Raw genomic sequence first — 15,696 nt, forward strand, 5'->3', positions numbered from 1 at the left:
GTCGAGTCGACGGGCTGCGTGAGGAGGCTGCCGTATCCAGGCCGAGCTGGCCGCGGCCGAGCTGGAATGGCAGGAGTGGGCGATCGCCCGCAGGCGGGTCAACACGGTGCTGGCTCCGGACGGCGGCAACACCGTCGGCACGGGAGGCACCCCGGATCCGCGGGATGCGAACGCGCCCCCAAGCACCCAGGACCGCCTAATCGGGACTCCCGTTCGACGCGCATCTCTCAAGATCGAAAAGACAACAGCTACTCAATCCGAGCAGGTCAGGCGCAGCGCAGCACACCGCACAGGTGGGAGAAACTCACCGGGTGGGTGCCTCGGCAAGTGACAGGCTGTTCCCGTCAGGGTCCAGCACGACGACGTGGCGCACGCCGTTGCTGTAGGTCTCGACCGGTTCGTGGTCGATCCCGTGTGCGGCGAGTCGGGCCAGGATGTCGTCGAGGTCGTTCACACCGAGCGTGATCATGGCTCCGCCCACTCGCTCAGCGCGCATGTCCCGATCGTCAACGACAACCCATGCGTTCTCACCAAGCTGCCACAGGTATTCCTCGCCGATGATCTCGTCCGCCGGGCGCCCGAAGAACGCCTCGAACCACTCACGTGCCTTGATCCGGTCACTCACGCACACGATGCTGTACAGGTCCACTCGGATCACTCCTCACAGTCGTTTCGGAAGTCGGACCACTCCCGTGACCAAAACTCATCGGAGGGAGTAGCCCGGTTCTCGACATGGAAGTCGGGGGGAAGCGCCGTGGGAGTCGCCGCACACTCACCGTCGTATTTCCGGTCGGACTCTCAGTCGGGAAGCGGGACGGGTCTCGCCACGGCCGCGGGCCGTGTTCCGGCCCGCGGTGGGTGGTGAATGCCGCCCGAAGAGATCGACACAGCCGACAGGTTCGGCAGTGTCAGCGCGAACCGGTACGCGGAGATCGTCGCCGAGCTGCGGAAGCTGGTCGAGACCGCCAGCTGGATCCAGTTCACGGTCGGCGACTACGCGCTCGAGGTCGAGTCGATGCGCGAGGCCGGCGGCCAGGAGAAGAGCGATGCGCTGTTCACGGTCAAGGAGTCGGTGTTCCACCTGGCCGAGGACATCGGGCTGTTCTACGCGATGGTGGACAAGGCTCGGTGGACCGCGTCGGAGTAGCCGGAGGACTGCCGGGCTCAGGGGGGTGTCGCTCACGGTCCTGCCGCACTGCTTGTCCGGTCAGTCGGCCGACGACTGCCGCCCTCGCGCCAGGAGCAGCCGCCGACCCGATCGCCTCTCGCGCAGCCCCCGACGGCTGCCCGCTCACCGAGCTGCTCGACCTCCCTTCCGGTTCCTCACGGTCGTCGGCGGCCGGATCACCTACCCGCGCGCGGGCGGCCGGTTCGGGTCAGGGCCAGCAGAGGGATCGCGGCGAGGAAGGTGGCCGCCGCGAGCGCACACCGAGCGCCGCGTAACTGGTCATGTCCAACAGGGCTCCGACCGCCGGCGGTCCCAGGGCGGTCCCGACGGTGACCGCCCCGCTGGTGGTGGCGGCCCAGCGGCCGGACGGATCGGCCGCGGACACGGTGGCGAGTACCAGCGTGAGTGTGCCGTCGCACCCCTCGCGTAAGCGGAAGATCCTGCCCGACCGGCCCGGCTGCCGACCTCGTCCGCGAGCCAGGGCGCCCGTTCGGCGGCGGCCAGTTGCGACTGATCGCGCATCGCGGCGCCGTGCCGGTGCGCGGCCAGGCCGGGGACGAGCGAGGCGGCACACGATCCGCCACCCACCGCCGGCCGGCGCAGGCCGAACGTGTAGACCCAGGTCGAGATCATCTTGATGCTCTCGCCGGTGTTCCTCGTCTGCACCAGATAGGCCCGCACCTCAGCGGTGGCGGGGTTCATTGTCGTGACCACGGCATTGCCCAGGTGGTGCCGCACCCTTCCGGTCTGGGCCGTGTGCCCGTCACGGATGAAGTCGAGCACCGCCGTGCCTCCGCGACCGGGCCGAGCACTCCCTGCCCGGGCATCGTTAAGGTCCAGGTGGTGTCTTCGGTCAGGACGCTTCCAGCTCGGGCACATTCAGCTCGTTCAAGGCGTGGGCGTACTTCGACCCCGCCTGCTGGAGTTCGGCGATCACGACGAGACCACCGTCAGCACGATCTTGCCTTGGATGTGGCCCTGCGCGGCCCGCGTGTGTGCGCTGCCCGCCTCGGGCAGGGAATAGGTGCTGTCCACCCCGACCTGGAGCTTGCCCTCGTCGAACAGGCGCCCGATCTCGGCGAGCTGGGGGCCGTTGGACCGTACCTGAATGTTCGAGACTGTGATGCCAAGACGCTCCGTCTCTTCCGGGTCGTACTGGGCGAAGAACACTGGAAGCATGGTGCCGCCGCGCTTGAGCACGGTCAGGAAGCGTGAACTGTCCGGGCCACCGACGGTGTCGATCACCAGGTCGACGCCGCTGACCACGTCCGCGGCCTGCGTCGTGGTGTAGTCGACGAACTCATCGGCGCCGAGCTTGCGCAGGAACTGCTCGTGCCGGCCCGAGGCCACCGCGATGACGTGTGCCCCCTTCCATTTCGCCAGTTGCACCGCGAAGTGGCCCACTCCACCGGCGGCCCCATTGACCAGCACGGTCATCCCTGGCGTGATCGGCACCGGCTGGTGCACCTGGCCGGTGAAAGGGGACGGCACGTCGTGGCCGAGATCAACCAGGTACTGCCAGGCCGTAAGCACAGCCATCGGCGCCCCAGCCGCCTGCACGTGGTCGATGCCGGCCGGCTTGTGCGCCAAGTCCGAAGCCGGCGCGGCCACATACTCGGCGTACGTCCGGCCGTCGAATCCGGGGAACCGCAGCATGCCGAAGACCTCGTCACCGACAGCGAACCCCGGCACGTCCGGAGCGACCGCCTCGACCACGCCCGACATGTCCGTTCCAGGGATCAGGGGGAACTCCAGCGCCGGCCTCATCTCGGCCGGCATGACCTTCATCCCCTCACGCAGGTACCAGTCCGGCGGGTTGATGCCCACTGCGTGCACCCGGACGAGCACCTCGCCCGGACCGATCTCGGGAACCGGCACCTCGTCGTACTGCAGAACTTCCGGCCCGCCCGCTTCGCGGAACTGGATCGCCTTCATCACGCCTGTCGCTTTCTCGGGGAAACGTTGCTCCTTCAGTCAAGGCCCAGGACGGCATGGCCGTCCAAGACCGGTTCGGCAACCCGGCCATTCCGAAACGGCATGACGCGTACGCTGCAAGGGTGAACGATCTCGGGCAGGACCTGGAACTGCGGCTGGTGCGCTACTTCACCGTGGTGGCGGCGCACCAGCACTTCGGCCGGGCCGCCGGCGAATTGCACGTGGCCCAGCCGGCGCTGAGCCGCCAGATCCAACGGCTCGAGAAATATCTCGGCACACGACTGCTGGACCGCACCCCCCAGGGCACCCGGCTCACTCCGGCCGGCCAGACGTTCCTCCCCCGGGCCCAAGCCCTGCTGCAGGCCGCGCGCCAGGCCGAGCTGGCCGTGCGTGAGCAAGCCCAGACCGAACGAATCGCCATCGGTTACGTCGAAGACCTGGTGGTCACTGCCGCCGTACGGGAACTGCGCCGCCGTTACCCGGACGCCGAGATCGCCTCACGGCATCTGAGCTGCCGCGACGTCGGGGCACTGTCCGACAAGCGCGTCGACGCCCTGATCGCGCGAGCCCCGTTGCCGCTCGCCGCCGACGACCTGTTCACCACCCCGCTGTACGAGGAGCCACGGATGCTCGTGGTCCCGCGCGGCCATCCCTTGGCCGACCGCGCGTCGGTGACCGCGGAAGAACTGGCCGGCGAAGAGGCGGCGCCGTGCGCGTTCGAGACCGCAGACTGGACTTCCTACCGCATCCTCGGGGCCGGCCTGCCGCCGATCGAGAGCTACGAGGACAAGCTCGAACTCGTCGCGAGTGGCGAGGCGATCGCCGTGCTACCGGTCGGCGACCGGCGCAGTTCACTGCGTCCCGACCTCGTCACCGTCCCGATCGAGGGCGCTCCCCCCAGCCAGGTCGTCCTCGTCAGCCGCAAGGGCGACCCGAATCCGATGATCAGGAATCTCCGGCTTGCTGCCAAAGCCGTCCTGCCCGGGACCAGGCCGGCGATGACCGTGGGCGGCAGGTCTACCAGGGCGTCCGAGTAATCCGCCAGCTCGCCGCAGGCTGAACACCGCTCGACGCAGGAACTGCGCTGGATGCGGACTGCCGGGACTGGAAGATCGGCAAGACTCTTGAGCTCTTCGCTGCCACGGGCGACCTTCCCGGGTTCGCGGGCCCCGGCGGGAAGGACTATGCCCGGCACGAGAGGCTGCTGCGCGGTCGGGGAGTTGGAAAGACGTGGGGCCGACGGTTTCTGACCCGGCCGGAACTGACCACGCTCGCGGTCCACCAAGGACTCCTCCAACTCGCCTGCGGCATCATCTGCTTGAGGCGGCTACGCACCCCATTCTGAAACGATCAGTAAGTTTACGGATGCGAACGGTCGTCCAAGGTTGCAAGCTGCGGTCGTGGGCCGCGCGTTCGAACTGAACACTTCTTCGAGCGGTTCGGAGCCGAGCGGGTCGCGGTGACCGGCATGCCGGAAACCTACTGCGCCGCCATGCCCTGCGGTTCCCTGTCAAGTTCAGCGTGTTGAAGTTTAGAGCGGGGTCTTGGCGCGGGCGGTCGACTGCTCGGGAGAAGCGGGACGCCGCCCACAACGGCGGCCTCCCACGTCGTGCCTGCCGCCTGGCGGAAGCTGGCAGCGATTGCGATCACAGTCCGATGTCGGCCGACCACTGGCTCGTCATCGCGTCGACCGGACCTGCGGTTCGCGACCTTCACGTACGACAAAGGCAGGGGTGTTCAGAAGGCGGTGTATCCGCCATCGACAGGGAGGACTGCTCCGGTGATGTACGACGACTCTGATGATGCGAAGAAGAGGACCGCGTCGGCGACTTCTTCGGGGGTGGCGAGGCGTTGCAGCGGGATCTGGGTCTCGCGCTCGCGGCGGTAGGCCTCGGGGTCGGGACTGCGCTGGATCGCTGCTTCGATGATCGGGGTGGCGGTCAGACCTGGAGCGACGACGTTGACGCGGATGTTGCGCGGGGCCCATTCGATCGCCGCGCCCTTGGCGAGCATGATGAGGCCTCCCTTGGCGGCGGAGTACAGGACTTCCCCGGGCTTGCCGACCATGCCGAGCCGTGAACTGACGCAGACGACTGAGCCTCCGTCGGGGGGCATCAGCGGCGCGAAGTGCTTCATCACCAGGAACGCGCTGAGCAGGTTGCTGTCGAGGACGTTCTTCGCGTCGTCGTGTGGCATCTCGGTGAGCGGGCTGCTGGCCTGCAGGCCGTGGTTGAGGACGACGACGTCGACGGTGCCGAGGGACTGGGCGGCCTGGTTGGCCAGGTCCTCGACGAACGCCTCGTCATTGAGGTCTCCCGGGATGTACAGGTCGTCGGGCCGGGCGGTGTCGAATTGCTCCTTGCGGCCGGTGAGCATCAGTCGCGCGCCCTCGCGGCGGAAGTGAGAACTCACCGCCTGTCCGATGCCACTGCTGGCACCGGTCACCAGGGCCGTGACGTTCTTGAGTCTCATGTCAGACATTCCTTCACGGGGGGAGAGGTCGGTCAGGTGGCGCTCGGCCAGGGGGGCTCGTCCCGGGGCCCGTCAGGTGAGGAATCCGCGGGCGTCGACCGGCCACCGCTGCAGTGACGTGCCGGTGCTGTCGGTGACGATCAACTCCTCGAAATTGACGACAACCGGACAGACGTGGTTCGGCACCACCGGCACCACGGTGCCGACCCTGGGGCGGAGCTCGCCCGCGGGCAGCGCGAGGAATCCGTGGTACTCGTTGAGCTTGGACAGAACGGCCGTCGTGCCGGCGACCCGGCCGTAGCCGCGCTCGATGCTGCCTTCGCGGCTGAGGGCCTTGGTGCCCGCGTCGAGGATGACCTGCTCGGGCACCCAGTCGCTGACCACGGTGGTGGCGACGAACAGCGCGATCTGATCGTCCGTGCAGGCGCCGAGCCGGGCGTTGTTCAGGTCCCCAAAGACGTACTCGCCGGGACGGATCTCGGTGATTACGCTGCTGGTGGAGAACTCGACGGTGGGTGTGGAGCCGGCGCTGACCACTTCGGCGGTGATCCCGACGCTGTCGAGGCTGCGTACTGCGGTGGTGAGCGCGGCCTCCTGGTCCTGCGCGGCGCGCTCGCGAGCGTCCGGGCCGGAGCTGCCGTGACCTGGATAGGTGAAGACGCCCACCGGCACCAGGCCGCGCTTGCGGGCTGCGAGCGCGAGGTCGCCCGCGGCCTCGGGCGGCGCTCCGGAACGGCGGGCACCGCAGTCGACCTCGACCACGACCTGTAGCCGGTCCGGTTCGTCGCCCATCGCGTCGGCGAGGGCCTCGATCGCCGCGACGTTGTCCACGCCGACCCGCAGCCGGACGGACTCGGCGAGCCGGCGGATCCGGGCTCCCTTCGTTCCCGAGGGCCAGACCGGGTAGGCGAGGAAGATGTCGTCGAATCCGGCCCCGGCGAAGACCTCGGCCTCACCGACGTTGCCCGCGGTGATTCCGACCGCCCCGGCCCCGATCTGCCGCCGGCCGATTTCCACGCACTTGTGCGTCTTGACGTGCGGCCTGACATCGAGGTTGTGCCGGGCGGCGAAGCCCTGCATGCGGTCGATGTTGTCCTGCATGACATCGACCAGCACGATCGGCGCGGGGGTGTCGACCCGCTCGACCAGAGCGTCGAGTGCTCGCTGGAGCCGGTTCACGCTGCACTCCTCTTGCTTGTGTCTGGGAATGAACGGGGGAGCGGATGCCGACTCCCTCGAATGCCGAATGTGCGTGGCGCACACCATCACCGCACTCGGGCTGCACCGCCGTCGTGCCCACCCCTACACCGCGGTGCAGACCATCTGGATCTCGACCGGACTGTTGAGCGGTAGCCCGGCGACGCCGAGCGCGGTGCGGGCGTGCCGGCCGTTCTCGCCCAGTACCTCGATGAGCAGTTCACTGGCCGCGTTGGCGACCTGTGACTGCAGACCGAAGTCCGGCGTGCTGGCCACGAAGACCAGCATCTGCTCGATCCGGACCCGGTCCAGATCCCCCACCGCCTGCACTGCGGCGGCAAGGCAGTTGAGCGCGGCATGGCGCGCGAACTCCCGCGCCGTCTCCGGCTCCACGTCCCGGCCAACGACGCCCTGGCCCAGCAACCAACCTTCCTTGTAAGGAAGTTGGCCCGAAATGTAGATGCTCGAATCCACACTGCGGTGGTGCACGTAGTACGGGTTCTCACGGAGCTCGGGAAGGGCCAGACCCAAGGCCTGGAGCCGATCGGAAGCCGAGCCGGTGTGTGCTACCGAGGCCACGCGCCCGCTCACCGTGCCATCGCCTTGGACGGCACAGGACACAGACCCGCGCAGTTCGCTGCGAAGACCCGCATCTTGTGAATTGTGATCATCTGCACTCGGCTGTCCTCTCGAGCACCTGTGGCGACAAAGCGCCGCATGATGGCTTAAATCAGCCACCCTCATTGTCGTTTGTCGACCATAGGGCTGCCTGTTGAACACTGTCAACACAAACTTCAGCGCCGAGCACAGGCTGGGGGCACCGCGTGCGGACCCATCCGCTGCTGCCGGAAACGACGGCCGACACCGCAACCGCGCTCGCCGGTCCATCCGGTTCGGCGTGGGCGAGAGGGTGCCGCGCACTTGTCCACATGACGGTCGCTGACGGCGGCGGATTCCAGGGCGATTGACACGGAGCGCCGACCGGATCGCCGAACAACGCGCCGACGGTCGACCTCACGCCCACGAGGTCCTTAATGCCACGGCTCGCCCCGCTGTACAGGCCGGGCAGTTGCCTCCGGGCTCAACCGACCTCGCCGACCGCATGTCCGCGCTTTCGCCCGGGGGCCGAAGCCAGGGCCCGGCCCGGCCGCACTGGGGCATGCTCGACGAACTCGGCGGCATCGGCGCACCGGCCGGGTCACGGTGCCGCGATCGAGTCCGTCAGAGCGCGCGGGGGCACCGACCCGGACGGAGTCTGACCGATCCTGACAAACATGGGAGCCTGACCGGCGACGGCGTCCCTCGCGAACGCCCCACCCAGGACTCCGCGCAGCTACCTCGCGGCCGTGAACGCCCCGTCGCCCCGACCCGTCCCACCGCGCCAGCGTCCGGCGCCCTTCATGCAAGATCCGCTACGCGATCGCGCTGACGCTGGGAGCTTGATCCTGACCTTTCGGCATGGGTCTACAACGTCACGGTGAGGAGCGGGCCCGAACACTGCACACACGCGGCACGGCCTCATACGTGCCGGTGCGTCGGTTCTCCCGCATCTCCCGGCTGGGCTCGCAGCCCCATGGGGAAATGGGCAGCCAGTTCCTGGCGGAACGCGTCGGTGTCGCCTTCCAGGGCAACCGCGGCCAACCTCTCGTGCTCGACGACCAGTTGATGCGGGTTGTCACTGTAAGTACGGTGATCGACGCTGAGGTAGAGGCGCAGCTTGGTCTCCCAGCCGCTCCAAAGGCCCTGCAGGATGCCGTGCCCCGAGAGCTCGTAGAAGAGCCTGTGGAAACGAAGGTGGGCGTCGATGCTGGCCGGGATGTCGTCCTTCTCCATCGCCCGACGGAGATCCTCGACAGTCTGCAGCAACTGCGGCCGCTCAGGACCACGCAGCGCTTCGGCCGAGAGCTCGGCGGCGTAGGGTTCGACATGCAGCCGGACCGAGTCGATCTCGGCGACCTCTCGAGGGCTCACCTCTACGACGAACGCCCCACGGTAGGGGATCTTTATGACGAGCCCCTCCTCCTCCAGCTTGGTCAGCGCCTCGCGCAGCGGGGACCGGCTGATCCCGAGATCCGAGGCGATGTGCGCCTCTCGTAGCTGGCCACCAGGAGGTACGGTCCCGTCGAGGATGGCCGCCCGCAGTGTGCGGTAGACGCCGTCCGGCGTCGTCGACCGCTGCTCCTGCCACTCGAACTTGTGGGCCACCCCGTCATCCTCCCTGAGTACTTGTCGACCACTTGGTCGTTTGTCGACTATACCTCTGTCGAGCTTTTCCCCCACACATCAACTCGCTTCCCCGGCACGGAAACTCCCTGGGCCGTCACATGGTCGACGCCGGGGCCACGCAAGGCACTCCGCAGACACGGTTGACAGTCGACAACAGCTTGGTCGACAATCGACCGGGACTACGGTCGACAATCGACCAGTTTTCTCGCAATGCTCCACTGAAACACCAGGAGGACCAGTGGGATTCGACGTCAAGCCCAAGTTCGTGACGTTCGACATGAACGGAACGCTGATCAAGTTCAGCATCAACGACACGATGCGTGAGGTTCTGGGCGATCGGCTGCCGCCCGAGGTCGCCGATGAGTTCCTGCGGATCTGCAAGGCGTACCGGATCGACGAGTGCACGGGCGCGTACCAGCCGTTCCACCAGGTCGTCGCCCGCTCCATGGAACGCGCCTCGCGCAAGGTCGGTCTCGAGTACCGCGAGGAAGACGCGCGGGCGGTGTACGAGACCGTCCCCACCTGGGGCCCGTACCCGGGTGTCACCGAGGCGCTGAACCGCCTGGCCGAGGCGGTCCCGCTGGTCATCATCACGAACAGCGACTCCGCGCATGCCGTGCGTCTCGCGGAGAACCTCAAGGCCCCGTTCGAGGTCGTCATCAGCGCCGAGGAGATGGGCGTCTACAAGCCGCGACTCGGCGCGTTCGACTACATGCTCGACAAGCTCGGCGTGACACCCGACGAGCTCGTGCACGTCTCCGCGAGCCCGATGTACGACCTGCGCTCCGCGGCGATCATGGGCATCAAGCACAAGGTGTATGTCGATCGCGGCTTCGAGCACGACGAGCACTGGCTCGGCTACGAGCGCATCACCGACATCGCCGACCTCCCGGTCCTCTTCGGCCTGCCGCGCCCCTGACGCCCGGGAGGAGAACCGAAGAAATGGTGCGCAGCAAGGCGGTGGCGGCATGAGTCGGCCCCTGCCGCAAACCGTCAAGGGCGACTCGGCTGCAGAAAGGCTCCGAGCCCTAGGACTGACGCTCCCCGTCCTCGCCGACAGCACGTACCTCGTGCCCCACCGGACGGTGGGGTCGAGTATCCACCTCTCCGGCCAACTTCCCTTCAAGGACGGCGAACTGCTGGGCCAGGGCGTCGTCGGCCGGGACGTGGAGCTGGAGATCGCGCAGGAGCTCGCGCGCCATGCCGCGCTCAACTGCCTTGCCGCCGCAGTGCAGGCGGTGGGGGATCTGGACCGGGTCCGGATCGTGCAGATGCTGGTCTTCGTGGCCAGCACGCCGGACTTCGGTCTGCAGTCGCAGGTCGCCAACGCGGCCAGTGAACTGCTCATCGAGGTACTGGGCGAGAACGGCCGGCACGCCCGCACCGCGCTCGGCGTCGCCGGGCTCCCCCTCAACACCCCTGTCGAGATCCAGATGATCTGCACTGCGGTCTAGCGACGAGCCCGTAGCGGCGGCGGTGGACCGGCTTCCACAGGCACGGCGTGAGGGCGCGGATCCCCGTCCGACGGGCCGCCACTGCCGAGGAGATCGCCGACGCCGGCCACCGCCTCACGTCGTCGGAGTCCTCCCACCTCAACGGGGCAGCCCTCCCCGTCGACGGCAGCTGCACCGCGTTCCAGCCCCGCCCGCCGGTCCCAGACACAGAAGAAGGACGCACCATGAACGCCCATGCGGCACCACCGCGAAACGGAGAGCTCGGCTTCTGGGTGGCCGGGCTGGCCGACAAGAGGCCGTCGTTCCCCCGCTTCACCGGCCAGGACTCCGTGGACGTGGCCATTGTCGGTGGCGGCTACACCGGCCTGTGGGCGGCGTACTTCGCCAAGAAGCTCGAACCGTCGCTCTCGGTCGCCGTCTTCGAGGCCGAACAGGTGGGCTACGGCGCGTCAGGACGCAACGGTGGCTGGCTCTCGGCCATGCCCCCAGGAAACCGTGCCACCTTCGCCCGCGCCGGGGGCGGGCTGGAAGCGAGCCGGGCACTGCAGCAGGAATTCGTCGATGGCGTCGACGCGGTCCTGGACATCCTCCAGGCCGAGGGCATCGATGCCGATCAGCACAAGGGTGGCGCGCTCGTCGCCGCCCACACTAGGGCGGGGCTGGGCCGGCTTGTCACCAGGCGTGATGCCGACCTGAAGTACGGGCTGACCGACGACGAAGTCCACATGCTCGACCGGGACGAGTTCCGGAGCCGGATCGACATCTCCACCGTCCACGGCGGGCTCTTCTACAAGCACTGCGCCCGATTCCACCCCGCGAAACTCGTCTACGGCCTCGCCGACACCCTGACCTCCATGGGGGTCAGGATCTACGAGGGCAGCCGAGTGGACAGTGTCGCGAACAGGACCCTCACCTTGGCCGACGGACGCGTCAGCGCGGCCAGGACGTTCATCTGCACCGAAGGCTATTCGGGACAGCTGCTCGGCAGCCGGACCCTGATCCCGGTCAACTCCTCGTTGATCGTGACCAAGCCCCTGCCGGAGGAGGCATGGCAGGAGATCGGCTGGGACGGGCTCCAGTGCCTCAGCGACTCCGCGCACACCTTCATCTACGCCCAACGGACATCGGACGGCCGTATCGCCATGGGGGGCCGCGGCGTCCCCTACCGCTTCGGGTCCGGCACCGGGGGAGCCGGTGCAACCGCCCAGTCCACCATCGACCTGATCTCGCACAAGCTCAGTACCTTCTTCCCGAACATTCCCTTCGAGGTGGACCACGCCTGGTCGGGAGTCCTGGGCGTCACGCGTGACTGGAACGGCGGTGTGCACTGGGACCCGGCCTCGGGGATCGGGTCGTCCACCGGCTACGCGGGACACGGCGTCACGTCGGCCTACGTCGGCGGCAGAACTCTCGTGGAGCTCGCCTTCGAGGAGGAAACCGAACGGACCAGCCTTCCCTGGGTCGGCTACCGGGCACGGAAGTGGGAACCGGAGCCGATCCGTTGGCTGGGCGTGCACGCCATGTACCGGCTCTTCGGTATTGCCGACCAGTGGGAGGAGCGGAGGAATTCCAGTAAGACCTCACTCCTGGCCAGATTCGGCAGCAGACTGGCCGGACTTCACGAGTAAAGAAAAGGCAACTGCTCTCATGGACGCAGAACTCGCAGTCATCGGCTTGGGCAGCATCGGAAGCATGGCTCTGTGGCAGGCCTCCCGGCTGTCCGACGCGGTAGTGGGCTTCGAGGCTGCCACTCCCGCGCACGGCCGCAGTGCCGTGGGCGGGGACACCCGACTGTTCCGCATGGTCTATTTCGGGAAGCCCGATTACTACCCCATCCTGGAACGCTCCCGCGGCCTCTGGGCCGAGCTCGAAGCCGAAACCGGGGAGGACATCCTCATACCTACTGGGGGGCTGTCCATCGGGACGGCGAACGGCAGTTTCATCAACAGCCTCCTCGAGACGACGCGCATCACCGGAGCCGAGCACAGCGCCCTGAGCCGGGAGGAGATAGCGGAACGTTACCCCCAGCACAACCTCCGCCCCGACGACTGCGCCATATATGACCCCCGCGCCGGTGTTCTGCGCACCGACCGCGCCGTCAGCGCCGCCGTCGCGGCGGCCCAGGCGAACGGTGCCACCGTCCTGCAGAACACACCCGTGGACAGCATCACCGAAACCGACCACGGTGTGGTCGTCACCTCGGGCGACAGAACCTGGACGTTCGAGAAGGTCATCGTCGCCTCGGGCGGCTGGTCCCGAAGGCTCATGCCCGACCACCTCAAGGCTGTCACGGAAACCCATCGGATCGTCCTGACCTGGTTCATCGCCCAGGACGGCACGCAGTTCTCACCGGAGAAATTCCCCGTCTTCAGCCGGCTGTACGGCGATCGCTCCATGTACGGCGCACCCGCCGTCGATGGCGTGACGGTCAAGGCATCGGTGGACGGACCGCTGGACGGGCGCGGAAGGGCAACCCCCGACCCGGATTCCGTGCCCAGGGAACTCACCCGGGAAGAAGTCGAGAAGGTCACCGAGATCGTCATTGAATTCTTTCCCGGCCTGACCCCCACCATCGTGCGCTCCGACGCCTTTCCCGACCTTTTCACCGAGGACAGGCATCCCCTCCTCGGCTGGCTGGATGAGAACAGCAGGGTCTACTGTGCCACCGGATTCTCCGGAAAGGGCTTCAAGATGGCGACCGGCCATGGCCACATCGCCGCACACGAGGCGCTGGGCAAGCAGACCATCGAAGGCTTGGACTTCGTGCGTCCGGACCGGTTCAAGACCAGGTAGCCTCCCACTTCCGCCGCCTCGACGCAGGAGCGCCGGTATCGCCATTCGACCGACAGTCGTTGCGGGTGAGGGGCGGACCAGGGGCCCACACGATCGCCTTTCCAGCCGTCTCGGTGGCCATCTACGGGTGGCCGATGGACGACGCTGCCGGGATCGCGGCGCCGACGGCAGGGGCGATCAGGAGACCGGAGAAGGACGGCAGGTTCGTCCTCTTCGACGCGGGCGCGTCCGAGGCGCTCGCCCGGCAGGCCGACCGATCAGGATCGTGGCTCGTTCACCCATCCCGTGCGAGTCCCCTCTCCAACTGGGCCGAATGCGCTGATTGCCGAAGACCTCGTCACCCGGCTTGAAGAGGGCGACACCGGTGCCCAGCGCCGCCGGGTGCTCGGCGAGCGTGTCGAACGGATCCAGCCCGACCTGATCACCCGCAAGGGGGAGAGCCCGTCCGTCGCGAGCATCTACCGTGCTCGCTGCTGGGCAGCCAACGCTATTTGTTACAGTTCCATCCTGAAATAAAAACCGCTAAGCTCGCACTATGCGGTCAAGCCGCTCCAAGGCAGGGCGCTGGCCCAGCAACGTCGAGGTCGTTTCGGCCGTTGACCAGCGGCTGGCCGCACAGGATTGCACTGGTCCGCGAATGCTCGCTGCCGGCAGTCAGTTGGTCGTCGATCCCCGGGCTTCCTGCTCTTCGCCGCAACGCGGCGATGCGCTCCTGGAGTGCTTGGCGGACCTGCGGAGTTCATGACAGATGAGTCGAGAACCGTCCGGTGAGGCGGAAGACGCCGATACGGACCCCTTCGAGCGTGCCCGGGCGGGAGCGACGGATCCACCGGAACACCCGCTTCTCACCGCGTCGAAACCCCTGGTCGGACCGCCCAAATCGGCCCCTGCCCGATCGGCGTACCGGGCTCGCTATGGTCATCACGTGACCAACCCGACCTCACGCGACTACAACAAGGCATCAGTCCTCGACGTGGTCCTCTCCCACGCGCCCCTGACGCGGAACCAGCTCATCGAGCTGACGGGCCTGAGCAAGGCCACGGTGTCCAGAGCGGTTGAGGAGCTGCGGGCCGACGGCTTCGTCGTCGACAGCGGGGTCGACGAGATCACCGGCCGCGGCCGCCGCTCCACCTATCTGGACCTGCCCGGCACGACTGGGCATGTCGCCGGTGTCAGCTTCGGTGCCCAGACCACCGGCGTGCTGGTGACCGACCTGAGGGGTCGTGAGATCCAGCACGTGACGGTTCCCACCGTCGATCACCAGGAGGTCGAGGACGCCGCGCGATGGCTGGTCGACCTCATCGCGGAGGCCGCCCGATCTGCGCAGGGTCCTCTGCGTCAGATCGTCGCCGCAGTGCCCGGCCGGGTCCGGGGCGGCACCGAGATCTTCGGCCCCGCGGAGTCGACGAAAATCTTCGCGGGCTCAGGCCTCCAGCAAGCCGTCGAAAACCTGATCAAGGCCCCAGTGCTCCTCGACAGCGATGCCAACGCGTCCCTGCTCGGGATCCTTACGAACGACGCAACCATCAAGAACGCCGCGCTCTTCAGCGTCAGCACCACACTGAACTTCGCCAGCTGCACGGATCACGAGCTCGCACGGGGAGGTACACCCACCTTCGGCGACATCGGTGTGCTCTCCTCCGGAGTCGGCGACGAGAACCTCGACGAGCTGTTGAGCACCCGAGGTCTCCTCCGGTTCGCCCGCAAGCAGGGGCTCGACCTGGAGCGCATCGAGGATCTCTGGCTGCAACCGCACACCGAGGCGCCGCACGCCGAAGTGCTGCAGGCGTTCACCACCGCGATCGTGACCGCTGTCAGCGTCGTCGCCGTGACGCTCGACCCGGAGTCGGTCTACTTCGTGGGCCGGCTGCGCCCGCTCGTCGATGTCGTCCTTCCCCAGGTGCGCGGGCGGCTCGACCAGAGCCTTCCGGCGGTGCCAGAGATCAGGACGGGTCCGCATCAGATCGGTCTGTCGACGGCACAAGGCGCGGTCTACGCATGCCTGACGATCGTTCAGGAACGGCTGCGCGACGCCGTGCTCGGAGCACGGCAACAGAACCGGCTCTCGGGGAAGTCCGCACCGGCCTTCTGAGCCGACCGCCGGCAGGCGAGACGCTCCGGGCCGCAGGTCAGGACACGGGGCCCGTCATCAGACAGAGCCCACGACAGCAACAGCCGGCCAGCGCCTCTCGCCTCATGACAGTGCCGATCTCTCCCCACATCGCCGCTCACCGAACTCCGGCGTACTGGTCACGAAGACCAGCATCTGCACGATCCGCTACGTGTCGGGGCAGCTGCCGTACAAGGACGGTGTGCTGCTGGGGCTGGGCATCGTCGGCCGGGACGTCGAGACAGCAGGCGGCGCGGGTCTGGAAGCGCCTGGACATGTCGACGTGGCGATCATCGGGCGGGCACAAAAGTTTCTAGTTTCAGATTGGAACTGGAATTAAT

14 protein-coding genes are annotated in these 15,696 nt (G+C 67.5%); 8 read left to right on the forward strand and 6 right to left on the reverse strand.

Translation table 11 applies throughout. The annotated features are described in order from the left end of the window. Nucleotides 1-304 precede the first annotated feature (304 nt). Nucleotides 305-649, reverse strand: coding sequence for a VOC family protein (locus EDD92_RS46640; RefSeq protein WP_123969935.1), 345 nt, complete (start codon nucleotides 647-649; stop codon nucleotides 305-307). A gap of 216 nt (nucleotides 650-865) precedes the next feature. On the opposite strand from EDD92_RS46640, the gene EDD92_RS46645 reads away from it, so the two are divergent. Continuing rightward, complete coding sequence (locus EDD92_RS46645; protein ID WP_260327218.1) at nucleotides 866-1,147, forward strand: hypothetical protein; 282 nt, start codon at nucleotides 866-868, stop codon at nucleotides 1,145-1,147. A gap of 954 nt (nucleotides 1,148-2,101) precedes the next feature. On the opposite strand, the gene EDD92_RS46655 is transcribed toward EDD92_RS46645, so the two are convergent. Further along, nucleotides 2,102-3,103 carry an NADP-dependent oxidoreductase gene (locus tag EDD92_RS46655; protein WP_123970865.1) on the reverse strand — a complete coding sequence of 334 codons (1,002 nt, stop codon included), beginning with the start codon at nucleotides 3,101-3,103 and terminating at the stop codon, nucleotides 2,102-2,104. 122 nt (nucleotides 3,104-3,225) lie between these two features. Between EDD92_RS46655 and EDD92_RS46660 the strand changes: the two genes are divergently transcribed. Beyond that, nucleotides 3,226-4,140 carry a LysR family transcriptional regulator gene (locus tag EDD92_RS46660; RefSeq protein WP_123969936.1) on the forward strand — a complete coding sequence of 305 codons (915 nt, stop codon included), beginning with the start codon at nucleotides 3,226-3,228 and terminating at the stop codon, nucleotides 4,138-4,140. 700 nt (nucleotides 4,141-4,840) lie between these two features. Here EDD92_RS46660 and EDD92_RS46665 read toward each other — a convergent pair. The 4 genes from EDD92_RS46665 to EDD92_RS46680 form a co-directional block, all read right to left on the reverse strand. Next, a complete protein-coding gene (locus EDD92_RS46665; RefSeq protein ID WP_123969937.1) occupies nucleotides 4,841-5,575 on the reverse strand; it encodes an SDR family NAD(P)-dependent oxidoreductase in 735 nt (244 codons plus the stop codon). A gap of 72 nt (nucleotides 5,576-5,647) precedes the next feature. Then, on the reverse strand, nucleotides 5,648-6,754 hold the full coding sequence (locus EDD92_RS46670) for an alanine racemase (RefSeq protein ID WP_123969938.1): 1,107 nt from the start codon (nucleotides 6,752-6,754) through the stop codon (nucleotides 5,648-5,650). Between the two features lie 123 nt (nucleotides 6,755-6,877). Beyond that, entirely contained in the window at nucleotides 6,878-7,363 is a 486-nt protein-coding gene (locus EDD92_RS46675) for a RidA family protein (protein ID WP_260327219.1), read from the reverse strand. Nucleotides 7,364-8,290: 927 nt separating this feature from the next. Next, nucleotides 8,291-8,977, reverse strand: coding sequence for a GntR family transcriptional regulator (locus EDD92_RS46680; RefSeq protein WP_123969939.1), 687 nt, complete (start codon nucleotides 8,975-8,977; stop codon nucleotides 8,291-8,293). Nucleotides 8,978-9,236: 259 nt separating this feature from the next. Here EDD92_RS46680 and EDD92_RS46685 point away from each other — a divergent pair, with 259 nt between their 5' ends. The 6 genes from EDD92_RS46685 (at nucleotide 9,237) to EDD92_RS50275 (ending at nucleotide 15,695) form a co-directional block, all read left to right on the forward strand. Further along, nucleotides 9,237-9,917 (forward strand): haloacid dehalogenase type II, encoded by a 681-nt coding sequence (locus EDD92_RS46685; protein ID WP_123969940.1) that lies wholly within the window; start codon nucleotides 9,237-9,239, stop codon nucleotides 9,915-9,917. 49 nt (nucleotides 9,918-9,966) lie between these two features. After that, nucleotides 9,967-10,452, forward strand: a complete 486-nt coding sequence (locus tag EDD92_RS46690; protein WP_123969941.1) for a RidA family protein — start codon at nucleotides 9,967-9,969, stop codon at nucleotides 10,450-10,452. 224 nt (nucleotides 10,453-10,676) lie between these two features. After that, nucleotides 10,677-12,080 (forward strand): FAD-binding oxidoreductase, encoded by a 1,404-nt coding sequence (locus tag EDD92_RS46695; RefSeq protein ID WP_260327220.1) that lies wholly within the window; start codon nucleotides 10,677-10,679, stop codon nucleotides 12,078-12,080. A 19-nt stretch (nucleotides 12,081-12,099) separates the two neighbouring features. Next, nucleotides 12,100-13,245 (forward strand): N-methyl-L-tryptophan oxidase, encoded by a 1,146-nt coding sequence (gene solA, locus EDD92_RS46700; protein WP_123969942.1) that lies wholly within the window; start codon nucleotides 12,100-12,102, stop codon nucleotides 13,243-13,245. Nucleotides 13,246-14,170: 925 nt separating this feature from the next. Next, nucleotides 14,171-15,337, forward strand: coding sequence for an ROK family transcriptional regulator (locus tag EDD92_RS46710; RefSeq protein ID WP_123969943.1), 1,167 nt, complete (start codon nucleotides 14,171-14,173; stop codon nucleotides 15,335-15,337). Between the two features lie 190 nt (nucleotides 15,338-15,527). Beyond that, on the forward strand, nucleotides 15,528-15,695 hold the full coding sequence (locus tag EDD92_RS50275; protein WP_185124347.1) for a hypothetical protein: 168 nt from the start codon (nucleotides 15,528-15,530) through the stop codon (nucleotides 15,693-15,695). Nucleotide 15,696: the final 1 nt, after the last annotated feature.

Origin of the sequence: Streptomyces sp. TLI_185 (assembly GCF_003814765.1) — a bacterium.
Classification (GTDB): domain Bacteria; phylum Actinomycetota; class Actinomycetes; order Streptomycetales; family Streptomycetaceae; genus Streptomyces.